The 12327-nt window shown below is 71.2% G+C and carries 10 protein-coding genes; 8 read left to right on the forward strand and 2 right to left on the reverse strand.

Translation table 11 applies throughout. The features are described 5' to 3' along the window. Positions 1–140 precede the first annotated feature (140 nt). From scy to KQY30_RS10385, 6 genes are all read left to right on the forward strand, one after another. The gene (gene scy, locus KQY30_RS10360; protein ID WP_217306575.1) at positions 141–3860 is read left to right on the forward strand and encodes a polarized growth protein Scy; all 3720 of its coding nucleotides are present in this window, start codon (positions 141–143) and stop codon (positions 3858–3860) included. 114 nt (positions 3861–3974) lie between these two features. Further along, positions 3975–4913, forward strand: coding sequence for a cellulose-binding protein (locus KQY30_RS10365; RefSeq protein ID WP_217306576.1), 939 nt, complete (start codon positions 3975–3977; stop codon positions 4911–4913). A gap of 134 nt (positions 4914–5047) precedes the next feature. Beyond that, entirely contained in the window at positions 5048–6124 is a 1077-nt protein-coding gene (locus KQY30_RS10370) for an ABC transporter ATP-binding protein (RefSeq protein ID WP_217306577.1), read from the forward strand. A 2-nt stretch (positions 6125–6126) separates the two neighbouring features. Beyond that, positions 6127–6906 (forward strand): ABC transporter permease subunit, encoded by a 780-nt coding sequence (locus KQY30_RS10375; RefSeq protein WP_217306578.1) that lies wholly within the window; start codon positions 6127–6129, stop codon positions 6904–6906. Positions 6907–7086: 180 nt separating this feature from the next. Then, complete coding sequence (locus tag KQY30_RS10380; protein ID WP_217306579.1) at positions 7087–8286, forward strand: ABC transporter ATP-binding protein; 1200 nt, start codon at positions 7087–7089, stop codon at positions 8284–8286. A gap of 119 nt (positions 8287–8405) precedes the next feature. Beyond that, complete coding sequence (locus KQY30_RS10385; RefSeq protein ID WP_254407565.1) at positions 8406–9194, forward strand: ABC transporter permease subunit; 789 nt, start codon at positions 8406–8408, stop codon at positions 9192–9194. Between the two features lie 128 nt (positions 9195–9322). Here the strand turns inward: KQY30_RS10385 and KQY30_RS10390 are convergent, their stop codons facing one another. Continuing rightward, entirely contained in the window at positions 9323–9652 is a 330-nt protein-coding gene (locus KQY30_RS10390) for an ATP/GTP-binding protein (protein WP_217306581.1), read from the reverse strand. 209 nt (positions 9653–9861) lie between these two features. On the opposite strand from KQY30_RS10390, the gene KQY30_RS10395 reads away from it, so the two are divergent. Next, positions 9862–10890, forward strand: coding sequence for an LLM class flavin-dependent oxidoreductase (locus tag KQY30_RS10395; RefSeq protein ID WP_217306582.1), 1029 nt, complete (start codon positions 9862–9864; stop codon positions 10888–10890). 130 nt (positions 10891–11020) lie between these two features. On the opposite strand, the gene KQY30_RS10400 is transcribed toward KQY30_RS10395, so the two are convergent. Further along, a complete protein-coding gene (locus KQY30_RS10400) occupies positions 11021–11413 on the reverse strand; it encodes an SCO5389 family protein (protein WP_046509118.1) in 393 nt (130 codons plus the stop codon). A 212-nt stretch (positions 11414–11625) separates the two neighbouring features. Between KQY30_RS10400 and nucS the strand changes: the two genes are divergently transcribed. Then, complete coding sequence (gene nucS, locus KQY30_RS10405; RefSeq protein WP_217306583.1) at positions 11626–12297, forward strand: endonuclease NucS; 672 nt, start codon at positions 11626–11628, stop codon at positions 12295–12297. Positions 12298–12327 lie beyond the last annotated feature (30 nt).

Raw genomic sequence — 12327 nt, forward strand, 5'->3', positions numbered from 1 at the left:
GGTAGAGTGGGGCGCTCCGGGCCGGGGCCGGGCCGGGGCCGCGCCCCTGCCGTTGATCTGACACCATTCCCCGGGGGGCCGTTCGCCGCGAACGGTGCTCGATTGGGCAGTTGCGACCAGGGGACGGATGGGACCGCGCAGTGCGGGGCTACGAACGCCAGGAGAGCCACCGAGCTGACGACGACCACCTCTCGCGGTTCGAAGCCGAGATGGACCGGCTGAAGACCGCGCGGGAGAAGGCCGTCCAGCACGCCGAGGACCTCGGTTACCAGGTCGAGGTATTGCGCGCCAAGCTCCATGAGGCACGCCGCGCCCTGGCCACCCGTCCGTCGTCCTACGACAACGGCGACCTCGGCTACCAGGCCGAGCAGATGCTCCGTAACGCCCAGATCCAGGCCGAGCAGATGCGCGCGGACGCGGAGCGCGAACTGCGCGAGGCCCGGGCGCAGACGCAGCGGATCCTCCAGGAGCACGCCGAGCACCAGGCCAGACTCCAGGCGGAGCTGCACGCGGAGGCCGTCCAGCGCCGGCAGCGGCTCGACCAGGAGCTGGCGGAGCGCCGCCAGACCGTCGAGTCGCACGTCAACGAGAACGTCGCGTGGGCCGAGCAGCTCCGCGCCCGTACGGAGTCCCAGGCCCGGCGGCTGCTGGACGAGTCGCGCGCCGAGGCCGAGCAGTCCCTGGCCGCCGCCCGCGCGGAGGCCGCCCGGGTCACCGAGGAGGCCCGCCGGCGGCTCGGCGAGGCGTCCGAGGCGTCCAGGTCGGAAGCTGAAGCGATACTGCTCCGGGCCCGCAGGGACGCGGAACGGCTGCTGAACGCGGCGTCCACGCAGGCGCAGGAGGCCGCCGGCCACGCCGAGCAGTTGCGTACGTCCACGACCGCCGAGGCCGACCAGGTCCGCCAGCAGGCCGCCGAGCTGAGCCGGGCCGCCGAGCAGCGGATGCACGAGGCGCAGGAGCGGCTGCGGGAGGCCCGCGCGGAGGCCGAGAAGGTCGTCGCGGAGGCCAAGGAGTCCGCGGCCAAGCGGCTGGCCGGGGTCGAGTCGCAGACCGAGCAGCGCACCCGTACGGCCAAGTCGGAGATCGCCCGGCTGGTCGGCGAGGCCACCAAGGACGCGGAGGCCACCAAGGCGGAGGCCGAGCAGGCGCTCGCGGACGCCCGCGCCGAGGCCGAGAAGCTGGTCGCGGAGGCCGCGGAGAAGGCCCGCACCGTCGCCGCCGAGGACACCGCGGCCCAGCTCGCCAAGGCGGCCCGTACCGCCGAGGAGGTGCTGACCAAGGCCTCGGACGACGCCAAGGCCACCACCAGGTCGGCCGGCGAGGAGGCCGAGCGGATCCGCCGGGAGGCCGAGGCCGAGGCGGACCGGCTGCGCAACGAGGCGGCCGAGCAGGCCGATCAGCTCAAGGGCGCGGCCAAGGACGACACCAAGGAGTACCGCGCCAAGACCGTCGAGCTCCAGGAGGAGGCGCGCAGGCTGCGCGGCGAGGCCGAGCAGCTCCGGTCCGAGGCGGTCGCCGAGGGCGAGCGGATCCGCGGCGAGGCCCGCAGGGAGGCCGTCCAGCAGATCGAGGAGGCGGCCAGGTCCGCCGAGGAGCTGCTGACCAAGGCCAAGGCGGACGCGGACGAGCTGCGTTCCGGTGCCACCGCCGAGAGCGAGCGGGTCCGTACGGAGGCCATCGAGCGGGCCACCACGCTGCGCCGGCAGGCCGAGGAGACCCTGGAGCGCACCCGCGCCGAGGCCGACCGGCTGCGCGCCGAGGGCGAGGAGCAGGCCGAGGCCACCAAGGCCGCCGCCGAACAGGCCGCGGCCGAGCTGCGCGAGGAGACCGAGCGCGGGATCGAGGCCCGCAAGGACGAGGCCTCCGACGAGCTGACCCGGCTGCACACCGAGGCGGAGAAGCGGCTCACTTCGGCCGAGGAGGCGCTCACCGAGGCGCGCGCCGAGTCGGAGCGGATCAGGCGGGAGGCCGCGGAGGAGTCCGAGCGGCTGCGGGCCGAGTCCGCGGAGCGGATCCGTACGCTCCAGGCGCAGGCCGAGCAGGAGGCCGGGCGGCTCCGCAACGAGGCGGCGTCCGACGCCTCGCAGTACCGCGCCGAGGCGGAGGCCGCGGCGGTACGGCTGCGTACGGAAGCGGCCACGGAGGCCGAGCGGCTCAAGACGGAGGCCCAGGAGACCGCCGACCGGGTGCGGGCCGAGGCGGCAGCCGCGGCGGAGCGGGTCGGCGCCGAGGCCGCCGAGGCGCTGGCCGCGGCCCAGGAGGAGGCGGGCCGCCGCCGCCGCGAGGCCGAGGAGACGCTGACGGCCGCCCGCGCGGAGGCGGACCAGGAGCGCGAGCGGGCCCGCGAGCAGAGCGAGGAGCTGCTGTCCTCGGCGCGCACCCGGGTCGAGGAGGCACAGGCCGAGGCGCACCGGCTGGTCTCGGAGGCGGACTACCGCGCCACGGAGCTGGTGGCCGCGGCCGAGCAGACCGCGCAGCAGGTACGGGACTCCGTCGCCGGTCTCCAGGACCAGGCCGAGCAGGAGATCGCCGGGCTGCGCTCCGCCGCCGAGCACGCGGCCGAGCGTACGAAGACGGAGGCGCAGGAGGAGGCCGACCGGGTCCGCGCGGACGCGTACGCGGAGCGGGATCGGGCCTCGGAGGACGCGAGCCGGATCCGGGCCAGGGCCCAGGAAGAGGCCGACGCCGCGCAGTCCCTGGCCGAGCGGACCGTGGGCGACGCGATCGCGGAGGCGGAGCGGATGCGCGCCGACACCGCGGAGTACGCGCAGCGGGTACGGACCGAGGCGTCGGACTCACTGGCGGCGGCCGAGCGGGACGCGGCCCGCGCCCGCGCCGAGGCCCGGGAGGACGCGAACCGTATCCGGGGCGACGCCGCCGGGCAGGCCGACCGGCTCATCGCGGAGGCCACGGGCGAGTCGGAGCGGATGCGCGCCGAGGCCGCCGAGACGGTGGGCGCCGCGCAGCAGGCCGCCGAGCGGCTGCGGGCCGAGGCCGACCGGTTCAAGGCGGACACCGAGGCCGCCGCGGAGCGGATCAGGAACGAGGCCCAGGAGGAGACCGACTGGCTCCTGGACGAGGCGCGCAAGGACGCGGCCAAGCGCCGCTCCGACGCGGCCGAGCAGGCCGACCAGCTCATCAACAAGGCGCAGGAGGAGGCGCTGCGCGCCGCCACCGAGGCCGAGAAGCAGGCCGACACGATGGTGGGCGCGGCCCGCAAGGAGGCCGGCCGGATCACCGCGGACGCGACGGTCGAGGGCAACTCCCTGGTGGAGAAGGCCCGTACGGACGCGGACGAGCTGCTCGTCGGCGCGCGGCGGGACGCGACAGCGATCCGCGACCGGGCGGAGGAGCTGCGGGTCCGGGTCGAGAGCGAGATCGAGCAGCTTCACGAGCGGGCCCGCAGGGAGACCTCGGAGCAGCTCAAGACCGTCGGCGAGCGCGTCGACAATCTGATGAAGGCCGCCAACGAGCAGCGGGCCGAGGCCGAGACGAAGGCCAAGGCGCTGGTCGCCGACGCCGGTTCGGAGGCGAGCCGGGTCCGGATCGCCGCGGTGAAAAAGGCCGAGGGCCTGCTCAAGGAGGCCGAGCAGAAGAAGGCCGAACTGATCGCGGAAGGCCAGAAGTTGCGCGCGGAAGCCGACCGGGAGGCCCGGCGTACGGTCGACGACGGCAAACGCGAACTCGATGTCCTGGTGCGGCGGCGCGAGGACATCCAGGCCGAGATCTCCCGCGTCCAGGATGTACTCGAAGCTTTGGAGTCGTTTGAGGCACCCGCCGGTCCTACGAAGGACACCCAGGTCAAGGCGGGTGCCGCGGCGGGAACCACCCGGACGGGTGGCAAGTCTTCCGACGGCTAGCCACTCAAAAGGCTGGACATTCTCCAGATCAAACCTGCATCCGCTCGATGACACGCCGCTAAGGCCCCTAGGATTCCCTCTATCACCTCACCGGTCTCATTCGACAGGAACCCCATGAGCGACACTTCCTCCCCATTCGGCTTCGAGCTCGTGCGGCGTGGTTACGACCGCGGTCAGGTGGACGACCGCATTACCAAACTCGTCGCCGACCGTGACAGTGCTCTGGCCCGCATCACCGCGCTGGAGAAGCGCATCGAGGAGCTCCACCTCGAAACGCAGAACGCCCAGGCCCAGGTAACGGACGCGGAGCCCTCGTACGCCGGCCTCGGCGCCCGCGTCGAGAAGATCCTCCGTCTCGCCGAGGAGGAGGCGAAGGACCTGCGCGAGGAGGCCAGGCGCGCGGCGGAGCAGCACCGCGAGCTGGCCGAGTCGGCGGCCCAGCAGGTGCGCAACGACGCCGAGTCGTTCGCGTCGGAGCGCAAGGCCAAGGCCGAGGACGAGGGCGTCCGCATCGTCGAGAAGGCGAAGGGTGACGCGGCGACCCTGCGCTCGGAGGCGCAGAAGGACGCGCAGTCCAAGCGCGAGGAGGCCGACGCGCTCTTCGAGGAGACCCGCGCCAAGGCCGCCCAGGCCGCCGCGGACTTCGAGACGAACCTGGCCAAGCGCCGCGAGCAGTCGGAGCGGGACCTGGCGTCGCGTCAGGCCAAGGCCGAGAAGCGTCTGGCGGAGATCGAGCACCGCGCCGAGCAGCTCCGTCTGGAGGCCGAGAAGCTGCGTACGGACGCGGAGCGCCGGGCCCGGCAGACCGTCGAGACGGCGCAGCGCCAGGCCGAGGACATCGTGGCCGACGCGAACGCCAAGGCCGACCGGATCCGCAGCGAATCGGAGCGCGAGCTGGCGGCGCTCACCAACCGCCGCGACTCGATCAACGCGCAGCTCACGAACGTCCGCGAGATGCTGGCCACGCTGACCGGTGCCGCGGTGGCCGCCGCGAGCAGCCCGGCCGACGACGAGCCGATCTCCCGCGGTGTGCCGGCCCAGCAGACCCGCTGAGCCCTTCGTATCGCGTAACACCGTTCGTATCGCGTAACGATCGGATAAGCCCCCTGTCACTCCGGTGGCAGGGGGCTTCGCGCACCCTTAGGTTGTCCGCATGATCGGGGTGTGCAGATGATCGAGGTTCACGGATGATCGAGGTCGAGGGGCTCACCAAGCACTTCGGCCGCAAGGTGGCGGTCGACGGGCTCTCCTTCCAGGTGAGGCCCGGTGTGGTGACGGGATTTCTGGGCCCCAACGGCGCGGGCAAGTCGACCACGATGCGGATGATGCTCGATCTCGACGTGCCGACCAGCGGGTCGGTCAGGATCGACGGCAGGCGGTACCGCGAGCTGGCCGAGCCCCTCACCCATATCGGGGCGCTGCTGGAGGCCAAGGCCATGCACGGCGGCCGGAGCGCCTACAACAATCTGCTCTGCCTGGCGCAGAGCAACCGCATTCCCGCGAGCCGCGTGGACGAGGTCCTCGACATGGTCGGGCTGACCGCGGTGGCGCGGAAGAAGTCCAAGAGCTTCTCCCTCGGTATGGGGCAGCGGCTGGGGATCGCCTCCGCCCTGCTCGGCAATCCCGAGATCCTGATGTTCGACGAGCCGGTCAACGGGCTCGACCCCGAGGGCATCCACTGGATCCGTACGCTGATGAAGGCGCTCGCCAACGAGGGCAGGACGGTCTTCGTCTCCAGCCATCTCATGAGCGAAATGGCCCTGACCGCCGACCACTTGATCGTGATCGGGCAGGGCAGGCTGCTCGCGGACACCTCGATGGCGGACTTCATCCACAAGAACTCCCGCAGCTACGCCCGGGTGCGCTCGCCGCAGGCGGAGCGGCTGAAGGACGTCCTGCACGCGGCGGGCTTCACTCCGGCCGAGACCGAGGGCGGGGTGCTGGAGGTCGACGGGGCGTCCACGGAGGAGCTGGGCGAGCTGGCCGCGCGCCATCAGCTCGTACTGCATGAGCTGAGCGCACAGCGCGCCTCGCTCGAAGAAGCGTTTATGCAGATGACGGCCGAGTCGGTCGAGTACCACGCGCACGCCGGCCCCGAGCCCGGGACCGGTCCGGGCGCACCGGCGGCGCCGGCCGCGCTGTACAAGAACGACGAGCGGACCGAGAACAACGAGCGGACCGAGAACGGCGAGCGGGACGAGCACGGCGGGCGGGACGAGCTCGACGGGCGGCGCGGCCACGACCACCAGGGCAAGGAAGTCTGACCATGGCATCGGTACCCGCCGTCCTCCGCTCCGAGTGGACCAAGATCCGTACGGTCTCCTCCACGACATGGACCCTGATCAGCGCCCTGGTCGTGACCGTGGCCCTGGGCGCTGCCCTGTCCGCCCTGCTGAACTCCACCTTCGACGAGCTGCCCGCCCCGCAGCAGGCCACCTTCGACCCGACCTTCACCAGCTTCTCCGGGATGACCCTCGGCCAGCTCGCGATGGTGGTCTTCGGGGTACTGGTGGTCGGCTCCGAGTACAGCTCCGGCATGATCCGTACCTCCCTGGCCGCCGTGCCGCGGCGGGGCACCTTCCTCTTCTCGAAGGTCCTGGTGGCCGGGGTGCTGGCGCTGGTGGTGGGTCTGGTCACCGGCTTCGTGTCGTTCTTCCTCGGGCAGGCGCTGCTCGGCGACCACAGCACCACCATCGGCGCGCCGAATGTGCTGCGCGCGGTGATCGGCAGCGGTCTCTACATGGCGCTGATCGCCCTTTTCTCGATGGGCGTGGCGACGATGCTGCGCAGTTCGATGCTGTCGCTCGGCATTCTGATGCCGTTCTTCTTCCTGGTCTCGCAGATCCTCGCGGCGGTGCCGGTCGCCAAGGATGTCGCCCATTACTTCCCCGACCGGGCCGGCTCCCGGATCATGCAGGTGCTGCCCAATGCCATGAATTCCGAGGAGGCGCCCTACGGACCGTGGGGCGGGCTCGGGATCATGGTGCTCTGGGTGGCGGCGGCGCTCGTGGGCGGCTTTCTCGTACTGCGGAAGCGGGACGCGTAGTCCGGGAAGCCGGCCGCCCGGCGTGAGAAGGCGGGTCGCGTAGCCAGTTCGTCACCGACTCTCCGCCTGAACGACTTCGCGGGAACCGTCAAGGCATGGATATCCTCCTAACCCTTACGGGGGTTTTCGACCGCGAAGGTCACTGCCCCGAAGACCTGACCTGATCGATGGGGCTGGAGAATGATCGAGGCAGTCGGCCTGACGAAGCGCTACGGCGCCAAGACGGCCGTGTACAACCTTTCCTTCCAGGTTCGGCCCGGCTCTGTGACCGGGTTCCTTGGCCCCAACGGTTCCGGCAAGTCGACCACCATGCGCATGATCCTCGGACTCGACCAGCCGACGGCCGGGCATGTCACGGTCGGCGGCCACCCCTTCCGGCAGCTTACGAACGCGCCCCGCCAGGTGGGCGCGCTGCTCGACGCCAAGGCCGTGCACGGCGGGCGCAGCGCCCGCAACCATCTGCTCTCGCTGGCGCAGCTCTCCGGCATACCGGCGACCCGAGTCGACGAGGTGCTCGGGGTCGTCGGCCTCCAGGATGTGGCCAGAAAGCGTTCCAAAGGTTTCTCGCTCGGCATGGGCCAGCGGCTGGGGATCGCGGCGGCACTGCTCGGCGACCCGCAGGTGCTGCTCTTCGACGAGCCGGTCAACGGCCTCGACCCCGAGGGCATCCTCTGGGTCCGCAATCTGATGAAACAGCTCGCCTCCGAGGGCCGTACGGTCTTCGTCTCCTCCCATCTGATGAGCGAGATGGCGCTGACCGCCGACCATCTCATCGTGATCGGGCGCGGCCGGCTGCTCGCCGACATGAGCATCAAGGACTTCATCTCGGCCAACTCCGCGGACTTCGCGCGGGTGCGCACCCCGCAGGGCGAGACGGCACAGCGGGAGAAGCTGATGTCCGCGCTCACCGAGGCGGGCGGCCAGGTCCTCTCCGAGCCGGACGGCGGCCTGCGGATCACCGGTCTCGCGCTGCCGAGGATCAGCGATCTCGCGCACGAGGCGGACGTACGGCTCTGGGAGCTGTCCCCGCACCAGGCCTCACTTGAGGAGGCGTACATGCGGATGACCCAGAGCGCGGTGGACTACCGCTCGACGGCCGACGAGCTGGCGGGCTTCCAGCAGCCGTCCGGCTTCGGACCGGCCTACGGATACGGGTCCGGACAGCCGGGCCAGGGGTACGGGCAGCCGGTCGCCCCGGAGGTGCCGCAGCAGGGCTGGTACCCCCCGCCGCCGCCCGGCGCCAATCCGTACGCGAGTGACGCCCCGGCGGCCTCTCCCGCCGCCCCGGCCGGTCGGCCGGCTCCCGCCACCGCCCCGGCCCCTCCCCCGGCCGTGGACACCACCAAGCGCGCCAGCGACAGCAGCGAGGACCCCCAGTGAAGACCCCGCCGACCCCGCCGACCTCGTCGACCCCGCCGAACCCGTACCAGCAGGTCCCGTCGGGGGCCGTCGGAACCGCTCCCTGGCAGCAGGGTCCCGCGGTCGGATACACCTCGCCGATCCCGGCCCGCCGGGCCCATCTCGGCGACGCCATCGCCTCGGAGTGGACCAAACTCCGGTCCGTGCGGTCCACGATGTGGACGCTCGGTGTCATGATCGCGCTGATGCTGGGCGTCGGGATCCTCACCGCGGTGGTGATCGCCGCCTCGGACGCCCCTCCGATCACCGACGACGAGTCGATGCTCGCCCTCGGCTTCTTCGGGGTGCTGCTCGGCTCGATGTGCGTGATGACGCTGGGCGTGATGACCATCGCCTCGGAGTACGGCACGGGCATGATCCGTACGACCCTGACCGCGTGCCCCAGCCGGGTACGCGTGCTCACCGCCAAGGCGATCGTCTTCTTCGTCCTGGTCTTCGTCATCACGGCGCTCACCACGATGACCGTGGCCGCGGCCCAGGCCGCGATCATGGACGCGCCCTCGCAGGACGGCGGGCTCTGGTTCCGGGCGACGGTCGGCGTGAGTCTCTATCTGGCCACGCTCGGGCTGCTGGCCATGGCCGTCGGCGCGCTGATCAGGCACTCGGCGGGCGCGATCACGGTGATGATCGGGGTGGTCCTGCTGCCGCTGGTGCTGGCGATGTTCATGTTCGCGGATTCGCTCAGCTCGCTGCGGGACGGACTCTTCGAGTACTCGATCCCGAACCAGCTCTCGGTCTTCTACACGGACAGCGCCGGTATCGCGAGCTCTTCAGGACCGCGCGGCTGGGAGCCGCTGTGGATCCTGCTGGTGGTGACGGCCGTCGCGATGGCCGGCGCCTGCTTCGCCCTCGAAAAGCGCGACGTCTAGACACGACGGGACGTCTGGACACGACGCGACGTCTGGACGCGACGCCACGTGCGGACCGCGTGGCTGGACGCGACGTCCGGAGCGCGCGGCCTCGCGCCGCCCGCGCCCTGACGAGCCCCGGGTCCGGCTCAGTACTTCGGCGCGTTACGGGACCGCTGCACCCGCGAGGTGCGGCGGTCCTTCGCGCTCCAGCAGGAGCCGTGCCAGTGCCGCCGGTCGTCCACCCCGCCGTACTCGGGCCAGGCCACCACATGCGGGACCGCGGACGGGATCTCCTGGTCGCAGCCCGGGCAGCGGTAGCGCTTGCCCTCGGCGCTCGCGCCGGCGACATGCCGTACCGACCACTCCTCGCCCTGCCAGGACTCCGACCGCTGGAAGCCGCCGTACCGGTCCCCCGTCTCACCGGCTCGCTCGGTCGGTTTCTCGCCGCCTCGGGGGCGGTTGCGACGCGGGGACACAGGACACCTCACGGGGCAGACAGCACGGTTCCACTCCAGCGTACGGCCCGTACCACCGGGCAGACGTCCCGTGCGGCGCAAGAGGCGCCGGTTCACAGGACCGACTCAAGGGACAATCGCATAATTTTCGCGGGCGGCCGTGCCCTTGGCACGTGTCAGGCGTTGTTGCCACTAGGGGAGTCGCGTCGGCCGCAAGGAGGCAGAAGGCGATGCGTGTTGGAGCTTTCGTACTGTCCGCTCAGTTCCCTGGTCAGGGACAGGGAGAAGCGCTGAACCGGGCCGTGCGCACCGCCGAGTTGGCCGAGGTGTCCGGGCTCGACGCGGTCTGGCTGGCCGAGCACCACTTCGTACCGTACGGGGTGTGTCCTTCGGCCGTGACCCTGGCTGCGCTGCTCCTCGGCCGTACCGACCACATCCGGGTGGGCACGGCTGTCAGCGTGTTGCCGAACGTGCATCCGGTGGCCCTCGGCGAGCAGGCGGCGCTGCTGCATCTCGTGTCGGGCGGGCGGTTCAGCCTGGGGGTGGGCAGGGGCGGCCCCTGGGTCGATCTGGAGGTCTTCGGCTCCGGACTGGCCGCGTACGAGCGGGAGTTCCCCGAAGCGCTCGCCCTGCTGCTGCGCTGGCTGCGCGAGCCGTGTGTGTCGGCCTCGGGCGAGCGGTTCCGGTTCCGCGAAGTCCCCGTCGTACCGCGGGCGGACGAGCTGATCGACACGGCGGGACCCGAGGTGGTGATCGCCTGCACCTCGCCGAAGACGGTGCGGCTGGCCGCCGAGCACGGGCTGCCGATGCTGCTGGGGATGCACTGCGGCGACGAGGAGAAGGCGGAGATGGTCGCGCTCTGGCGGTCGCACGCACGTCAAGCCGGCCTCGGCGCCGAGGAGATCGAGTCCGCCGCGCATGTGTCGGCCGGGGTCGCGCAGATCGCGGACGGGCGGGCCGAGGCGGTGGAGACGCTGGTGAAGGCCATGCCGGGCTGGCTGAGGCAGGGACTGGGCGCGCATGTCACGGTCGACGGCAGGCCGCGGTCGATGCGGGACCCGCTGGAGTACACCGAACTGCTCTGCGGACTGCATCCGGTGGGACCGCCCCGGCTGGCCGTGGACCGGCTCGCGGCCACGGCGGAGCGTACGGGCATCACCCGCTTCGCGCTGCTCGTCGAGGGCTCCGGCGATCTGGCGGCGACGGAGGAGAACATACGGCGACTGGGTACGGAGGTGCTGCCGCAGCTCGGCCCATGAGCCGGCCGCGTACCGCCCCTTCCCGTCGGGGTGTACGCCTCGCTTTCCCCTCGGGGTGTACGCCTCGCTCGAACTGCTGCCGCTCCTGCACCCACGACACCTCCCCGGTGCGGAGCGGCAGCAACGCACGTCAGCAGTCGCGCAGTTCGGGAGACTGGTTGAGCAACTGGGCCCTGACCGAGGTGAATCGGGCCAGCCGCTCATCGACCGAGGTGTCCAGTGGGAACACCGCGACCCGGTGACAGTTCTGGAACGCGATGCGCACCCCGAAGTGCCGCTGGAGCGTCCCGCGAATGGCGTCACTCGCGAGCGCGCGCAGTAGCTGACCACGTGCCTGCTCGTCCGGCGGGGGCGTCTGGTTGTCGGCGAACTGTCCACCGTCCACCTTGAGCTCGGCCACCAGAGAACTGATCATCTCCCATGCGTAGGGCAGGGAGGTCCGGACGCAGTCGACGAAAGCCGCTTCGTCGACCTCGCCTCGCTCGGCCTGATCCAACAGCGCCGGTGAGACGTCGAGCGACATGGGTTCTCCTCTCGCGACCCCGGAAGCGGGGCCTTACGGGCAGGGAAGGAGGCGACGACGACGCAGCGTGCACGACCGGCGACCTCCTGCTTCCACGTTAGGCGTGTGGTGGTGACGGCACCAGGAGAATGGGAACACAACCGGCCAATAACGAACGGGGGCTTCCGGGGCGAATCGCGCGCGGCCTCGCCGGTCGAGTAGCGTTGCCGACCATGCGTCTCGTCATTGCCCGCTGCTCCGTCGACTACGCGGGCCGGCTCACCGCCCACCTGCCCTCCGCTCCCCGTCTCATCCTGGTCAAGGCCGACGGCAGTGTCTCGGTCCACGCCGACGACCGGGCGTACAAACCTCTCAACTGGATGTCGCCGCCCTGCACCCTCAAAGAAGGTGCCGATGACGACGCCGGTGTGTGGACGGTCATCAACAAAGCGGGCGAGAAATTGATCATCACCATGGAGGAGGTCCTGCACGACTCCTCGCATGAGCTGGGCGTGGACCCGGGCCTCATCAAGGACGGTGTGGAGGCCCATCTCCAGGAGCTGCTCGCCGACCGGATCGAGACACTGGGCGAGGGATACAGCCTGATCCGCCGCGAGTACCCGACGGCGATCGGCCCGGTGGACATCCTGTGCCGGGACGCGGACGGCGGGACCGTGGCGGTGGAGATCAAGCGGCGCGGCGAGATCGACGGGGTGGAGCAGCTCACCCGCTATCTCGAACTGCTCAACCGCGATCCCCATCTCGCGCCGGTGAAGGGCGTGTTCGCGGCGCAGGAGATCAAGCCGCAGGCGCGGGTGCTGGCGACGGACCGCGGGATCGGCTGTGTCGTACTGGACTACGACGGGATGCGCGGCATCGAGGACGACAAGCTCCGCCTCTTCTGACGCGCCGCTTCTGATCCGTACGGCTGTGTG

Source organism: Streptomyces sp. GMY02, assembly GCF_019056675.1.
GTDB classification, from domain to species: domain Bacteria; phylum Actinomycetota; class Actinomycetes; order Streptomycetales; family Streptomycetaceae; genus Streptomyces; species Streptomyces odonnellii.